Source organism: Methanoculleus sediminis, from assembly GCF_001017125.1.
Taxonomy (GTDB): Archaea; Halobacteriota; Methanomicrobia; order Methanomicrobiales; family Methanoculleaceae; genus Methanoculleus; species Methanoculleus sediminis.
The window spans coordinates 228,311-242,184 of sequence record NZ_JXOJ01000002.1 but is presented as its reverse complement, the minus strand read 5'-3'; the positions used below and the strand labels follow the sequence as shown (position 1 = coordinate 242,184).

The following is a 13,874-nucleotide window of genomic DNA, read 5'->3' as shown; positions in this document are numbered from 1 at the left end:
ATGTATTTAAACAACGTATAATGACTGATAATTATGGAGCTCTCTCCGATTCAGAAGGATATCCTGATAACCCTGATTACCCTATACCATCAGTCTTCCCACTCTATAAAAGGTGAGGAGATCGCGGAGGTGCTGAAGCGCAACCCCGGCACCGTCCGCAACCAGATGCAGGCCCTGAAAGCCCTCGGGCTGGTCGACGGCGTTCCCGGCCCGAAAGGAGGATACAGCCCGACCGCAGGTGCGTACAGGGAGCTGAATCTCGGGGATCTCGAGCACCAGTCCGAGGTGCCGATCTTCCGCGACGGTGAGAAGGTGAAGGGCGTCCGTGTCAGGGAGCTCGGGTTCACCACCCTCTGCCACCCCGACCTGTGCCAGGCGATGGTCCGGATCATCGGGAGCGTGAAGCTCTTCCGTGTCGGGGATATGGTCTCGATCGGACCTACGCCGGTGAATAAACTCCTCGTCCGCGGCGAGGTCTTCGGGATGGACGAGAACCTGCAGGCGCTTCTTATCAGTGTCTCGGAGATGATATCCCTCCCGAAACAGCCCATCAAGCACTATATGAGCACCCCGCTCCTGACCCTGCCGCTCACCGCCACCCTCCGCGATGCCGTCCGCCTCTTCAATACCCATCATATCCACGGTGCGCCGGTGCTGAAGGACGGCGGCGAACTCGCGGGCATCGTAACGCTGAGCGATATCGTCCGCGGCCTGGATGAGGGCCTGACCCTGGATGCGCCCGTTGCAGGGGTCATGACCGCCGATGTGGTGGAAGCGCCGTCGACGATCCGGCTCTACGAACTCGTGGGCCGGTTCAAGGAACGGGAGATCGGGAGGTTGATTGTGGTCGAGGACGGCAAGCCCGTCGGGATCGTTACCCAGACCGATATAATTCGGGTCTTTCCCTCACTTTGATCCCCTCCCCGTTCGAAATTTCGTGCTTCAACCCCTCTGACGACGGATAAGTATTTATATGAGAATACCTATGGTGCTTCTGTAAAACGAGTTCTGTGTGTGAGTGCATTTCACAGAACTCAATGAAAAGGGGGAAATGGATCATGACTGATATACCACTGGCGCCTGTTGGCAGAATCGTAAAGAAGTCCGGCGCGGAGCGCGTGAGTTCCGATGCCAATGAAGAACTCGCAAAATTAATGGAGCAGTACGCGTCACGGATCGCGAAAGAGGCGATCAAGCTGGCGGGTCATGCAGGCAGGAAGACGGTCAAGGCAACCGATGTCCGGATGGCGGCCGAGACCGTGAAGTAACCCTACAAAAAACTCTTTTTGTTTCGTGGTACGCCCGCAGATCCGGGAAGACTGCAATGAGGGCGATCCGACATGCGGCTCGCTGGTGAAGAAAGCCTCTATACCGTACTTTCTTCCGCCGCGGGCAACGGTGGCGCCTGCCCTTCCGGTAATTATCTATAAATCTGTTTTCCCGTGATTTTATAGACTTTAGAAGATTTAAATAGTACAAACGCCCCACGGTTTTGTATGAGCAAAACCTTCTGCCGCTCCCTAGCCAGGAAGAAAGTGATGAGTAACGATGGCATGCTCATCGGGACCATCAAGAATATCATAGTCGACCTCAACACGGGGCAGGTTGTCGACCTGCTCGTCAAACCGGACGAGACGTTCAAGACCGACGGCTACAGGACGGATGGAGACAAGATGCTCGTCCCCTTCGAGGCGGTGAAGGACATAAAAGATTACGTCGTCGTCGACCGCTACCTGCTGAAGAGATAGGGATAATACTTTTTTACCGCTTCCACGAATCCGTCCCCGTAAGACCCTTCGGAGACCCAGTCCGCTGCCGATCGGGTTCGTGCCGGGGCGTTTCGTACCGCGACGCCGATGCCGGCGGCTTCGAGCATCTCGGTGTCGTTCTCGGAGTCTCCGACGGCCATCATCTCGGAAGGGGCAAGCCCCATCTCGCGGGCAAGTTCCACGAGCGCCGTTCCTTTGCTCACGCCGGGGGTCTGGAGGTGGATTGCAAACCCGGTATCGAGCACCCGGACGGGGAGGTCGTGGTCGCGGATGACCGCTCTTGCCTCGTCGGGGTCGATGTTCCGGGCGAAGGCAACGTCGGCGAACCGGTACTGCGCACTGTAGAGCTCGAGTTCCACGCCTTTTTCGGTAAAATAGTCTTTGAGAACCTCGAATGCCGCGAGGCAGGCTTTCTTGTCGCCGGGGATGCGGAGGGTACCTGAAAACTCCCTCCGGTAGACGCCGCCGTTCTCCCCGATGATCGTCCCGTCCGTCCCGACCATCTTGCAGAGACCGTCCATGAAGCAGACGGTGTTGCCGCTTGCAAGCACCACTGCTATCCCGGCGTCGACGAGGGTCCGGACGGCCTCGACGGCAGCGGTGTTGATCCGCCGCCGCCGATCGGTGATGGTGCCGTCGACGTCCGTTACGAGCGCCTTCAGCACGGCCTGAGCCCTGCCTGCTCGACCATGAACGCCGCCTCGCCCTCGGGGAGGTTCGGGCTGTCCACCAGGCGTGCGACTCTCTTGCCGCCCTTGCTCTTCCGCAGATAGATCCGGAATGTTGCGGTGTGGCCGACGATGTTGCCGCCGATCGGTTTCGTGGGGTCGCCGAAGAGGACGCCGGGGTTCGACATCACCTGGTTGGTCACGAGACCGACGGCGTTGTGGTCGTCGATCAGCTTCAGGAGGTCGTGCATGTGCCGGTTCAGCTTCTGCTGCCGGGGAGCGAGGGTGCCCCGTCCCGCGTACTCCGAGCGGAAGAGCGACGTCAACGAGTCGATGACGAAGAGCCTGACCGGATAGTCGGAGTTCCGCAGGTCGTTTGCAAGTTCCCGTGCGGTCTCGAGGAGCAGCATCTGGTGGTCGGAACTGTGCGCCCGCGCGACGTGAATCCGTTCGAGGACTTCCTCGATCTCTCCGATCTCCGCCCCTTCGGGGAGGCCGTTCAGCATCTGTTCGATCCGCTCCGGCCGGAAGGTGTTCTCGGTGTCGACGTAGATGACTCCGCCGGCGAGGCCGCCGAGTTCTTCGGGGAGCTGGGCGTTGACGGCCATCTGGTGGACGAGCTGACTCTTACCGGACCCGAACTCGCCGTAAACTTCCGTGATCGCCTGGGTTTCGAGGCCGCCGCCGACCAGCTCGTCGAACTCGGGCACCAGCGTGCTCAGCTTCTTGATATCCTTCCTCTTATCGAGGATATCGCGGCCCGTCTTGAACCCTCCGATATCCGCCATCTTCCGGGCGGCGAGAATCACTTTCTTTGCGGTTGCCTCGCCGATCTCCGCCGCCTCGGCGAGATCCGACGTGGTGGCCGTCGCAACGCTCTCGACGGTCCCGTATCCGGCCTCGCGGAGCTTTTCGGCAGTGGTCGCTCCGACGCCGGGTAAATCTTCAAGATCAATCTCTGACATCTCAATCCTCACTTGATCTCTATAGTGTGTTTCTGTATGATACACTAGAGTCTCTAGCCGGAGACATAAAGGTCGCTTGCCGTGCGGGGTGAAAGTGAAGATCAGGATCGGGGTTCTTCGGCAAACCGATCCAGGCGGCGTTGCAGGCCGTCGGGATCGGGTTGTACGGCCTCGAGACTGCTCGGGCTGATCACGCCCCTGTGCACCGTGCCTCGCGCGCGCACGACGTACCCGACGGGCAGCGGCTCGTCGAGGAGGTAGCAGGCGTCGCCGGTGTCGAGAGCGGTTCCCTGCCGGGTGGCGACGATCGTCCCCGTCACCTCGATCTCCTCCTCCTCCTGTGCGAGGATGACGAGAGCGCTCCCCCACGAGAGGTGTACTTCGAGGTCGCCGTACCGACCCCGCCGTGCGGTCGCGTTGTAGACCTCGATCCGGTCGCCGGGCACCAGGTGCTCGTCCGCCTTCTCGCCCCAGGCGACGAGCGGGATCTCGCCGGTCGAATCGGCGATGACCAGATTCCTGACCGAGGACTGCCGCCCGTTCCGCGTGGTGAACGATCGGGAAGGCTGCACGGAGAGAACCGTCCCGGCAAGCGAGTAGGCCCCGCCTTCCTCGATCCCGGCGATGGTGTCCATGGGTAGATCGATCTCACGGTCGGATCGTAAGACGGACGCGGATTCGCCGAGACTGTACTCGATCCCCCGGTCGCTCTCGCGTGCAACCGCCCCGCGGATGACGACCATCTCCCCCGGCTCCACCCCGAGGAGGACATCCGGCGCCCAGGCGACGAGCCGGAAGACGCCGTCCTCGTTCCCGATCACCGCCTCGACCATCTCGCCGGGTGTCCCATCGCGCCTCGTGAACGTCCGCGGGCTCCCGATCGAGATCAACCGGGCCTCGAGATCCCCCGCCGGCCCTGGAACCGAAGCGTCCGCGTCCTCATCGCAGGAGATCTCGCATGCCGCCTCCTGGACGGCGACGGCGGTGACGTCGGGGACCTTTCCTTTGCCCTTCGGCCGCCCGAGAATCTCGAGGACGTCGCCCGCCTCGATCTCCGCGACCGCGGCGGCCTTCTCGTCCCAGAGGGTCAGCCTGGCCCTGCCGGTCTCGTCGCCCACCGTCACGTTCGCGACGATGCCGGGGGTGCCGTCGGGCCGCTCGAACTCCCGGGGCTCCCCGACGGAGAGGACTTTCGCAAAGAAGCACGCGAGGCTCGGGGCCGCCGCGAGGTCGCGTATCCGGATGTGCGAGCGGCCCAGATCCCTGACGACCAGCATCGCCGCTGTCCGTTCGTCGAGGAGGTCCCCCGACTCCGCCACTTTCTCCTCCACCCGCCGTTCGAACTCTTCCTTTGCGAGGAGGTCGTCGACCAGGAGGTAGTGGAACTTCACGGCTGCGGCTCCGGTCCTACTCCTGCCAGGGCACCGTCACCATGGGGGCGGTCAGGTCGTCGATCGTCTCGGCCCGGCGCATCAGGGCCGCCTTAACGCCGGCGAGGAGGACCTCGGCGCACCGGGGACGGCTGTTGTACTGCGACGACATCGCAAACCCGTAGGCTCCGGCGTCCAGCACCGCGATGAGATCGCCTGCCTCGAGTTCGGGGAGCATCCGGTCTTTCGCGAGGATGTCGCCGGTCTCGCAGATCGGCCCCGTGACGGAGTATTCCCGCACGGCGGGCGCGTCGGCCCTGTTCGCCGCCACGACCTCGTGGTAGGAGTCGTACATCGTCGGCCGGACGAGAAGGTTGAACCCGGCGTCGACGTTCGCGAACGTCTTGTGGGCGGTCTTGACGGAGTTGACCCTTGTCAAGAGGACCGTCGAGTCGCCGATGAGCCACCGGCCGGGTTCGACCCAGAGTTCGGGCTCGATCCCGAGTTCCTTGATGCCCCGGAGGAAGACCGGCATGACCGCTCCCGCGTACTCCTCCGGCGTCGGGGCGCGGTCGGTCTCCCGGTGGTAGGGGATCCCGAGGCCGCCCCCGATATCGATGAACTTCGGCTCGACCCCGATATCCATGAGGTTCCGGGCGACGCCGATCAGCACCTCGACCTCGCGGGCGAACGGCTCCACGGCGAGGATCTGCGAGCCGATGTGGCAGTGGATCCCGACCGGGTTCACGTGCTCGAGCGCGAGCGCTTCCCGGTAGGCATCCAGGATCTGCCCTGCGGGAATACCGAACTTGCTCGTCGCAAGACCGGTCGCGATCTTCGGGTGGGTGGGGACCTCGATCGCCGGGTTGACCCGGAAGGCGATATCAACGGTCTTGCCCGTCTCTGCGGCCGCGGCATCGAGCTGCCGGAGTTCATCGGGCGAGTCCACCGAGACCCGGATGCCCCTCTCGACCGCGAGGGCGAGGTCGGCGGGGGTCTTTGAGCTCCCGTTGAAGAGGAGCGACTCCGGGCGCATCCCGGAGGTGAGGGCGAGTGCGACCTCTCCTGCAGAGAAGACGTCCGCTCCGGCGCCCATGGATGCGAGGGTCTTGAAGATCGCCAGGTTGCCGTTCGCTTTCGCGGCGTAGAGGATGCGGACCTTCGGGTAATGGGCGGTGAGCGCGCCGGAGAGGCGCTGGAAGTTCTCGCGGATCCGGTCTTCGCTCGTGACGTAGAGCGGGGTGCCGAACCGTTCCGCGAGTTCGACCGTGTCGTGCTCCCCGATCGCGAGGCGGCCATCCCGGACCGTCAGGTGCGAGGGGAGAATCACAGGTCAATCCCCCGCATCCGCTCTACGGCTTCGTTGATCCGCTCGATCGACCGGGTGATCGCGAACCGGACGAACCCCTCGCCGTTCTTCCCGAACCCGACGCCGGGTGTCGCCACGATCCCCGCCTGATCGAGGAGTTTCGCGGAGAACGCCATGCAGTCGTCGACCGGCGCCCAGACGTAGAAGGTGGCCTTCGGTGCCGTGACGTCGAGCCCGATCTCGGTGAGCCCTTTAACCAGCACGTCCCGGCGCTCCTGGTAGATCGAGCAGGCATTCGCCACGCAGTCCTGCGGCCCGGTCAGCGCCGTGATCGCGGCGTGCTGGATGGCGTCGAACGCGCCCGAGTCAACGTTGGTCTTGACCCGGCCGAGCCCGGCGACGATATCGCGGTTGCCGCAGGCCATCCCGATCCGCCACCCGGTCATGTTGTAGGTCTTCGAGAGCGAGTGCATCTCGATCCCGACCTCCATCGCGCCGTCGACCTCGAGGAACGAGGGCGCCTTATAGCCGTCGAAGGTGATCTCGGAGTAGGCGTTGTCGTGGACGACGACGATGTTATGCTCCCGTGCAAACTCGACGACCTCCTCGAAGAACGAGAGGGGCGCGATTGCGGCCGTGGGGTTATTCGGGTAGTTGATGAAGATCAGCTTCGCCTGCTTCACGACGCCGGCAGGGATATCCTCGAGCACCGGGAGGAAATTGTTTTCCGCCCGGATGGGCAGTTCGTGGACTTTCCCCTCGGCAAAGAGCGTGGAGGTCTTGTAGACCGGGTAACCGGGGTCGGCGGCGAGGACGACCTCTCCGGGGTTGACGAAGGCCTCGGCGATGTGAGCGATGCCCTCTTTCGATCCGATGAGCGCGAGGGTCTCCTTCTTCGCGTCGAGGTCGACCCCGAACCGGTTCCGGTACCAGTCGGCCACCGCCTCGCGGTAGGCGAGCATGCCGGTGTAGGAGGGGTAGTGGTGGTTCTTCGGGTCACGGGCCGCGTCGCAGAGCGCCTCCACGATGTGCGGCGGGGTGGGGAGATCCGGGTCGCCGACCCCGAGGTCGATGACGTCGACACCCTGACGCTGCTTCTCCTCTTTCATCTCGTCAATGCGTGCAAAAAGGTAGGGGGGAAGGTGATCCATGCGTCTCGAATACATCATCAGATATTGCGCACAGGACCCTATTTAACTTCTTACTCGCGGTGGAACGGTTCCCGGTGTCCCCCTGACCGGTAACGCTGATACGCTCCCAAAACCAACGATCTACCGGACATGAGCGACCAGGATCAACGCACCCTCTATATGGATCATGCGGCGACGACATTCATGAAGCCCGAGGTCGTCGCGGCGATGGCCCCGTACCTCTCGGAGCACTTCGGCAACCCCTCGTCCCTCTACCGGTTCTCCCGCGAGTCAAAAAACGGCGTCGAGGAGGCGCGGGGGCAGGTTGCGGCGGCCGTCGGCGCAAGCGCCGGCGAGATCTTCTTCACCTCCGGCGGGACGGAGGCCGACAACTGGGCGATCAAGGGGATCGCTCTTGCGAACCGGAACCGCGGCAACCATATCGTCACCTCCGCGATCGAGCATCACGCCGTCCTCCACACCTGCGAGTGGCTGGAGCGGCAGGGGTTCTCGGTCACCTATCTCCCCGTCGACGGGTTCGGGCGGGTGGAGCCGGAAAGAGTCGGGGAGGCGATCACCGATGAGACGATCCTCGTCTCGGTGATGACGGCAAATAACGAGATCGGGACAGTCCAGCCGGTTGCGGAGATCGGCCGCGTCGCGCACGACCGGGGCGTCCTCTTCCATACCGATGCCGTCCAGGCGATCGGGGCGGTGCCGATAGATGTGGAGCGGATGGGGATCGATCTCCTCTCGCTCTCCGGGCACAAGTTCTACGGCCCGAAGGGGACGGGAGCGCTTTACATCCGGCAGGGAACCCGGGTGGAGACCCTGATCCACGGCGGCGGGCAGGAACGGGGCCGGCGGGCCGGGACCGAGAACGTTCCCGGCATCGTCGGGCTCGGGCGGGCGATCGAACTTGCGACCGCCGATATCGAGGGGCACAACCGCCGGATCGCCGCGATGCGCGACCGGCTGGTCCGCGGTGTCCTCGGCTCCGTCCCGGACTCACGGCTGAACGGCCACCCGACCGAGCGCCTCCCGAACAACGCGAACTTCAGTTTCCGCTACATCGAGGGGGAGTCGATCCTGCTGCTGCTCGACGGACGCGGGATCTGCGCCTCCACGGGAAGCGCCTGCTCTTCGGGGTCGTCGGAACCGTCGCACGTCCTGCTCGCGACCGGACTCTCCCACGAGGAGGCGCACGGCTCGCTCCGGCTGACGCTCGGCGACGCCAACACCGGGGAAGATGTCGATCATGTCCTTGAAGTGCTGCCGGAGGTGATCGGGCGGCTCCGGCGGATATCGCCGCTGACGCCTGCCCGCACCCGGGTACCGGAGGCCGAATGATGTATACGGAGAAAGTAATCGAAGAGTTCACGAACCCGCAGAACGTGGGCGAACTGGCCGACGCCGACGCCGTCGGCGAGGCGGGGAGCCCCACCTGCGGGGATATCATGAAGATCTACCTGAAAGTCGAGTGCGACCGGATCACCGACGCCCGGTTCCAGACTTTCGGGTGTGCAGCGGCGATCGCCTCGAGTTCGATGGCCACCCGGATGATCCTGGGGATGACCCTCGCCGAGGCATGGGACCTCTCGAACGCCGACGTGGTGGACGCCCTCGGCGGCCTCCCGGAACCGAAGGTACACTGCTCGCTCCTTGCCCGCGATGCCATCCGGGCCGCGATCAACGACTTCCGAACCCGCCGGGGACTCGAGCCCCTGGAGCGGGGGTCGGGCTGCTGCTGCTCCGGGGAGGGCGGCTGCGATTCCTGCCCCGGGAACGATTAAATACGGGCGCTACGAAAGGTAAACCATGGTTCTCCCGGAATTCGTCGTGGTCTTCTGCACGGCACCCGCCGGCGAGGCGGAAGACCTTGCAAGAGCGCTCGTCGATGCACGCCTCGCCGCCTGCGTGAACGTCGTCGACGTGCAGTCCTGCTTCCGGTGGGAGGGCACGGTCGAGAGCGAGGCCGAGCGGCTCCTTGTCGCGAAGACGCAGCACCGCCTGCTCGAGCCGCTCATCGAACGGATCAGGGAGCTCCACTCCTACGAAACACCTGAGATCATCGCCCTTCCCATCGTCGGCGGTTACGCCCCGTACCTCGACTGGGTCCGGGAGGAGACGGCCTGATGGAGATCGTCTGCCGCGCCGGCATCCAGATGACGGGTGACGGTGCACGCGAGGTTCACGACGACATCATCGTCGAGGACCACGTCCGGCTCTTCCTGAACGGTGAGTTCCTCACGGCGCTCGTGGCGAGCGCCGACCGGCTCGACGATCTCGGGGCCGGGTTCGTCGTCTGCGAGGGGCTGGCCGAGAACGTCGAGTCGGTGGAGGTCGCCGGAAAGGACGTCTACATCACCACCCCGGTGAGAAAGGAGATCAGGCTCGAGACGGAGTCGTCCGGCGGTGCCCGCGTGGTCGGCGAGCCGGGGTCGGTCGCGTCGTCGATCACGATCACGGCGGACGGCATCCGGGCGGTCACGGCGGCGATCGAGTCCGATACGTGGCGGAGAACCGGCGGCGTCCATTGCTCGGTCCTCTTCTGCGACGGCGAGCTCATCACCCGGGCGTGCGATGTCGGGAGGCACAACACCATCGACAAGGTCGTGGGTCATGCGGCTCTCCGGGGACTTGACCGGTCGAAGTGCATCCTCGGCTGCACGGGCCGGCAGCCGGCGGGGATGGTCGCGAAGGCGGCGAACGCGGGGATCCCGATCGTCGTCTCCCGCGCCGCCACGACCGACCGGGGCATCCTCACAGCGGAGCGCGCGGGGCTCACCCTTATCGGCTTCTCGCGGGGGGAGCGGTTCACCATCTACACGCACCCCGAACGGGTGCCCGAAGTCCTCGAACAACTGGAGAAGACCAGAGCATGACGGAGAACGACGAACAAACTGCACTGATCCTGCTCGGGTGCCCGCAGGTGCCCGTCCAGACGAGCATGGCGCTTTACCTGGTGCACGGCTTGAGAGAGCAGGGCATCCGGCCGGTGGTTGCCGGGACGCCTGCGGCACGAAAATTGATGGAGACGGCCGACCCGTCCCGGCACTACCTCTCGGAGATGGCCGATCTCGACGACGCGATCGACGCGATTGCGGAGAAGCAGCGTGACTTCGACCTCTGCTTCGTCTTCATCCACAACGATTCGGGAGTCGCGTATGCCGGGACGATGGCCTACATATCGAAGGCACGGCTGTATGCGCTCCTCTTCGGGGAGCACGCGGAGGAACTCGCCGGCGAGATCGAGTTCCCCTGTGAGGTCGTCGCGGCGAAGGCCGTCCATAACCCCATGCCGCTGAAGCGGAGACTCGACGAGGTGATGCAATGGGCTGTCTCGAAGCGCTGAAACCCGAGATCATCCTCTCGCAGTCGTCTTTTAAGGAGGCGCGGGAGTACATCAAGAAGAACGTCCGGGAGTATCACGAGGTGGAGCCGGGCTACCGGATATTCGACGTCCACATCATCGGCGTCCCGCCGCTCTATGTCGGCGTCGAGGGCGAGAACCTGATCTTCCCCTACACCAAGCCCTGCCACGGGACGTTCGTGGTGAAGGTCGCCGGCGGCGAGGAGATCGCGCGGCTGCGGGCGGGGAAGAAGTAACCCTTTTTTAGAACCCGTAGTGTTTGTCCCGACCGTTCAGTTGCACCGTTGCTTTGCGCGGAACCCGTAAGGCTAATAGCATCTTCGCGCCTGATAGTGCTCGAGTTCCTGCCAGGACGGTAGTCGCACTCACAAACCATCACACCCGGGGTGAGGGTGTATCCCCACGGCGCACGCGAAGCCGCGAAGAACGCGAAGGGTCGCCGGAAACTAGTGCTTGTTGTCATCTTAAAATTAGAGATCGCCCATCCCTCTTCGCGACCTTCGCGTCTTCGCGTGAGACTTCGCTACGCTCTAGTATCCCTCACGCGAAGCCGCGAAGAGCGCGAAGGGACGTTTCAGGGGGATTATATCAACCTTCGCGCACTCCCGCATGAGACCGGAGTGTCCGTCCCAACATGCGACAAAAGTTTCTGAAATAAGATGATACAATGCACTAGATGCCGGAGTTCGCGCCTTCGCGTGAGGCAACTATGCAGGAGTGATGTATGGTTAGGAGGTGATTCGTCCTCCGGGGAAGGATTTCAACAAATCCGGTTTTCCCCTTAATATAGTGTATTGATAGAGACTCCCGGGAATCCCCTTACAAAAATATGGGGGCAATCTGCCCCGGTTCATCGATCGCGGAGTCAGTCGTAGTCCCGGAAGAGCGCCGGGCTCTGCCGGTGCGTCCACCAGCGGCGGACCAGGAACCCGCCGGCGGTGAGCACCAGGATCACCCCGGCTGCAAGGACGATCGGGGTCTGCTCTGCGCCGGGCCCTGCTGGCCGCGTACGACACCGCCGTCCCCGAAGCCCCCGGCCCGGTGCGGCGGGCGCACTCAAAGAACGAGATATAAATTCCCGGAGAACCGTACTACAGTAATGAGAACCCGGCCGCGTGCGATCATGCCCGCGGCGGCCGTCTGCGGCCGGGAAACCTGAATCTACACCGATACGGGCAGGTACCGGCCCTGGATGCGAGTGAGACCATGAGCGAACCCTTACGCGTGCTGTTGATCGGGAAAAGTCCCGGCAATCTCGGGGAGATGCTTCGCGAGTGCGGGCGCGACGTCGAGTTTATCCACTGCGAGCGGCCCGAGAACGGTTTTGCCGCGGTATCGGGGGGCGGAATCGACGTCGTGCTCCTCGACCTCGATCTCACGGGCGGACGGGGGGCGGCGGCCTTCGACCGCCTGCGCCGTACGGTCCCCGACGTCCCGGTCATCGTGCTCACCGCGGCGGGAGAAGACCCCGCTGCGCTCCACGCGATGCAGAACGGCGCGCAGGATTACCTGGTCAAGGGAAAGACCGACGCGGAACTGCTCTGCCGGGCGATCCGGTACGCGCTCGAGCGCACAAGGGTGGAGGTCGCGCTCCGGCACTCTGAAGCGATGTACCGGAGGCTCGTCGAGAACCTCAACGAAGGTGTCATCGCCGTCGACGAGGCCGGTTGCATCACCTTCGCGAACCCGGCGATGGAGGAGATCCTCGGCTGCTCCGCGGAACGCCTGGTCGGATCGCCGGTCGCCGGGTTCTTCGATGCCCCCGGTCCGGAGGGAACCGCTTCGAAGAATCCGTTCTGCCGGGAGACCGAAGAGAGACTGGAGTTCGAACTGGATCTCCTCCACGGCGACGGCGGGTGCGTCCACGCGCTCGTGGTCACGTCGCCGGTCACCGACGAGTCCGGCAGGTTCCGGGGCTCGATTGCCGGTGTCATGGATATCACCGAGCGCAAACGCGCCGAGGAGGAACTCCGGGTCCGGAACGAGCACCTCATGGTGCTCAACCAGGTGATCGGCGTCACGGCCGCTTCCCTCTCTCTCGCCGGACTCCTGGAGGAGTCTCTCGAAAAGACACTCGAACTGATGAGGCTCGACGTCGGTATCGTCTATATGCTCGACGCCGAGCGAAAACGGGCGCTGCTGCAGCACCAGAAGGGGATGCCGGAATCGGCCCTGACCCGGAACCGCCTGATCAAGGTTCACCACTGGCCGTTCAACTTCATCTTCATCGCCGGCCAGCCCCGCTACATCGAGCAGCAGGCCGACCTCAACACCATCGAGGCGAGCATACTCCGGGAACTCGAGGTCTCCGCACTCGCCTGCATCCCCCTCGTCGCGGAGTCGGTCGTCGTCGGTGCGGTATATGCCGGCAGCAGAACGAAAGCATCCTTCTCCCGGGATGAGAGGGAACTCCTCGAGACGATAGGGCAGGAGATCGGGTCGGGGATCCTGAAGGGGATGCTGCACAAGAAACTCGAGGCGGCCAACCGGGAGGCGAACCTCTACCTCGACATCATGACGCACGACATCAAGAACGCCGAGAATGTCTCGAACCTCTACACCGATCTCCTCCTCGAGATGCTTGACGGAGAGGCCGCGCTCTACGCGAGGAAGATCCGGAGCAGCATTCATCGGAGCGCGGAGATCCTCGGCAACGTCACCACGATCCGCCGTATCCATCACGACTCGCCCGACGTCGGGCCGGTCGACCTCGACGCCGTCATCAGGGAAGAGGTCGCCGCCTTCCCGGACGTCGCGATCGAGTTTGCGGGGAGCGCCCTCGCCCGGGTCTGGGCGGACGACCTTCTCCCCGAGGTCTTTGCGAACCTCATCCGGAACGCCGTCAAGTTCGGCGGCCAGGAGGTCAGGATCGCCATCCGGGTGGAGGATTACGACGGCGAGAGCGTGCTGGTCTCGGTCGAGGATACCGGGCCGGGCATACCCGATCCCATGAAGGAGTCGATCTTTTCCCGGTTCGAGCGGGGATGGGTCGGGGGATACGGCGACGGCCTCGGCCTCTTCATCGTCCGTGCCCTGGTCGAGCGCTACGGCGGCAGCATCCGGGTGGAGGACCGGGTGGAAGGGCGGCCGGATCTCGGTGCGGCATTCAGGTTCACCCTCCATGAGGTTCTCCCCGCCGGCGACGACGAGGATGACGATACCCCGGACGGAGAGGAGTGCGAATAAAATTCCGTGGTGAAGACGGCGCATCGTCGGCTTTCCGTCGGAACCCTGACTGACGATTGCTGCGTGGATCAAAAGGCTTAAGAGCGCAGGAAACATTATTTCCC

At 63.8% G+C, this 13,874-nt stretch carries 16 protein-coding genes; 10 read left to right on the top strand and 6 right to left on the bottom strand.

Annotated elements, in window-relative coordinates; genetic code table 11:
- Nucleotides 1–33: 33 nt before the first annotated feature.
- From SZ63_RS04000 to SZ63_RS03990, 3 genes are all read left to right on the top strand, one after another.
- A complete protein-coding gene (locus SZ63_RS04000) occupies nucleotides 34–915 on the top strand; it encodes a CBS domain-containing protein (protein WP_048181563.1) in 882 nt (293 codons plus the stop codon).
- Between the two features lie 143 nt (nucleotides 916–1,058).
- A complete protein-coding gene (locus tag SZ63_RS03995; protein ID WP_011844756.1) occupies nucleotides 1,059–1,268 on the top strand; it encodes a histone family protein in 210 nt (69 codons plus the stop codon).
- Between the two features lie 228 nt (nucleotides 1,269–1,496).
- Complete coding sequence (locus tag SZ63_RS03990; RefSeq protein WP_048181559.1) at nucleotides 1,497–1,748, top strand: PRC-barrel domain-containing protein; 252 nt, start codon at nucleotides 1,497–1,499, stop codon at nucleotides 1,746–1,748.
- On the opposite strand, the gene SZ63_RS03985 is transcribed toward SZ63_RS03990, so the two are convergent.
- The 5 genes from SZ63_RS03985 to SZ63_RS03965 all read right to left on the bottom strand — a co-directional run bounded on the left by SZ63_RS03985 (nucleotide 1,730) and on the right by SZ63_RS03965 (nucleotide 7,247).
- Entirely contained in the window at nucleotides 1,730–2,434 is a 705-nt protein-coding gene (locus tag SZ63_RS03985; RefSeq protein ID WP_048181554.1) for a phosphoglycolate phosphatase, read from the bottom strand. The genes SZ63_RS03990 and SZ63_RS03985 overlap by 19 nt on opposite strands.
- Nucleotides 2,428–3,402 (bottom strand): DNA repair and recombination protein RadA, encoded by a 975-nt coding sequence (gene radA / locus SZ63_RS03980; protein ID WP_048181550.1) that lies wholly within the window; start codon nucleotides 3,400–3,402, stop codon nucleotides 2,428–2,430. Before radA ends, SZ63_RS03985 begins: the two co-directional genes overlap by 7 nt.
- 101 nt (nucleotides 3,403–3,503) lie before the next feature.
- Nucleotides 3,504–4,793, bottom strand: a complete 1,290-nt coding sequence (locus tag SZ63_RS03975; protein WP_048181546.1) for an OB-fold nucleic acid binding domain-containing protein — start codon at nucleotides 4,791–4,793, stop codon at nucleotides 3,504–3,506.
- A 16-nt stretch (nucleotides 4,794–4,809) separates the two neighbouring features.
- Nucleotides 4,810–6,102, bottom strand: coding sequence for a diaminopimelate decarboxylase (gene lysA, locus SZ63_RS03970; protein ID WP_048181540.1), 1,293 nt, complete (start codon nucleotides 6,100–6,102; stop codon nucleotides 4,810–4,812).
- Nucleotides 6,099–7,247, bottom strand: coding sequence for an LL-diaminopimelate aminotransferase (locus SZ63_RS03965; protein ID WP_048183560.1), 1,149 nt, complete (start codon nucleotides 7,245–7,247; stop codon nucleotides 6,099–6,101). Before SZ63_RS03965 ends, lysA begins: the two co-directional genes overlap by 4 nt.
- Before the next feature lie 114 nt (nucleotides 7,248–7,361).
- On the opposite strand from SZ63_RS03965, the gene nifS reads away from it, so the two are divergent.
- Genes nifS through SZ63_RS03935 form a run of 6 tightly spaced genes read left to right on the top strand, consistent with a single transcriptional unit; the run spans nucleotide 7,362 to nucleotide 10,820 of the window.
- A complete protein-coding gene (gene nifS, locus SZ63_RS03960) occupies nucleotides 7,362–8,561 on the top strand; it encodes a cysteine desulfurase NifS (protein WP_048181536.1) in 1,200 nt (399 codons plus the stop codon).
- Entirely contained in the window at nucleotides 8,561–9,004 is a 444-nt protein-coding gene (locus tag SZ63_RS03955; protein ID WP_048181530.1) for an iron-sulfur cluster assembly scaffold protein NifU, read from the top strand. Before nifS ends, SZ63_RS03955 begins: the two co-directional genes overlap by 1 nt.
- 25 nt (nucleotides 9,005–9,029) lie before the next feature.
- Nucleotides 9,030–9,347, top strand: coding sequence for a divalent-cation tolerance protein CutA (gene cutA, locus SZ63_RS03950; RefSeq protein WP_048181527.1), 318 nt, complete (start codon nucleotides 9,030–9,032; stop codon nucleotides 9,345–9,347).
- The gene (gene fdhD / locus SZ63_RS03945) at nucleotides 9,347–10,096 is read left to right on the top strand and encodes a formate dehydrogenase accessory sulfurtransferase FdhD (protein WP_048181524.1); all 750 of its coding nucleotides are present in this window, start codon (nucleotides 9,347–9,349) and stop codon (nucleotides 10,094–10,096) included. Before cutA ends, fdhD begins: the two co-directional genes overlap by 1 nt.
- On the top strand, nucleotides 10,093–10,566 hold the full coding sequence (locus SZ63_RS03940) for a DUF1890 domain-containing protein (RefSeq protein WP_048181520.1): 474 nt from the start codon (nucleotides 10,093–10,095) through the stop codon (nucleotides 10,564–10,566). Before fdhD ends, SZ63_RS03940 begins: the two co-directional genes overlap by 4 nt.
- Nucleotides 10,545–10,820 carry a DUF1894 domain-containing protein gene (locus tag SZ63_RS03935; RefSeq protein WP_048181515.1) on the top strand — a complete coding sequence of 92 codons (276 nt, stop codon included), beginning with the start codon at nucleotides 10,545–10,547 and terminating at the stop codon, nucleotides 10,818–10,820. The genes SZ63_RS03940 and SZ63_RS03935 overlap by 22 nt, the downstream gene beginning before the upstream one ends.
- 629 nt (nucleotides 10,821–11,449) lie before the next feature.
- Here the strand turns inward: SZ63_RS03935 and SZ63_RS12890 are convergent.
- On the bottom strand, nucleotides 11,450–11,644 hold the full coding sequence (locus SZ63_RS12890; protein WP_156168357.1) for an LPXTG cell wall anchor domain-containing protein: 195 nt from the start codon (nucleotides 11,642–11,644) through the stop codon (nucleotides 11,450–11,452).
- Between the two features lie 146 nt (nucleotides 11,645–11,790).
- On the opposite strand from SZ63_RS12890, the gene SZ63_RS12355 reads away from it, so the two are divergent.
- Nucleotides 11,791–13,770 carry a hybrid sensor histidine kinase/response regulator gene (locus tag SZ63_RS12355; protein ID WP_082122638.1) on the top strand — a complete coding sequence of 660 codons (1,980 nt, stop codon included), beginning with the start codon at nucleotides 11,791–11,793 and terminating at the stop codon, nucleotides 13,768–13,770.
- The last annotated feature ends 104 nt before the right edge of the window (nucleotides 13,771–13,874 follow it).

Coding starts and splice junctions, on each gene's coding strand:
- SZ63_RS04000 (WP_048181563.1), top strand. CDS start 34: ATGGAGCTCTCTCCGATTCAGAAGGATATCCTGATAACCCTGATTACC.
- SZ63_RS03995 (WP_011844756.1), top strand. CDS start 1,059: ATGACTGATATACCACTGGCGCCTGTTGGCAGAATCGTAAAGAAGTCC.
- SZ63_RS03990 (WP_048181559.1), top strand. CDS start 1,497: ATGAGCAAAACCTTCTGCCGCTCCCTAGCCAGGAAGAAAGTGATGAGT.
- radA (WP_048181550.1), bottom strand. CDS start 3,402: ATGTCAGAGATTGATCTTGAAGATTTACCCGGCGTCGGAGCGACCACT.
- SZ63_RS03965 (WP_048183560.1), bottom strand. CDS start 7,247: ATGTATTCGAGACGCATGGATCACCTTCCCCCCTACCTTTTTGCACGC.
- nifS (WP_048181536.1), top strand. CDS start 7,362: ATGAGCGACCAGGATCAACGCACCCTCTATATGGATCATGCGGCGACG.
- SZ63_RS03955 (WP_048181530.1), top strand. CDS start 8,561: ATGTATACGGAGAAAGTAATCGAAGAGTTCACGAACCCGCAGAACGTG.
- cutA (WP_048181527.1), top strand. CDS start 9,030: ATGGTTCTCCCGGAATTCGTCGTGGTCTTCTGCACGGCACCCGCCGGC.
- fdhD (WP_048181524.1), top strand. CDS start 9,347: ATGGAGATCGTCTGCCGCGCCGGCATCCAGATGACGGGTGACGGTGCA.
- SZ63_RS03940 (WP_048181520.1), top strand. CDS start 10,093: ATGACGGAGAACGACGAACAAACTGCACTGATCCTGCTCGGGTGCCCG.
- SZ63_RS03935 (WP_048181515.1), top strand. CDS start 10,545: ATGGGCTGTCTCGAAGCGCTGAAACCCGAGATCATCCTCTCGCAGTCG.
- SZ63_RS12355 (WP_082122638.1), top strand. CDS start 11,791: ATGAGCGAACCCTTACGCGTGCTGTTGATCGGGAAAAGTCCCGGCAAT.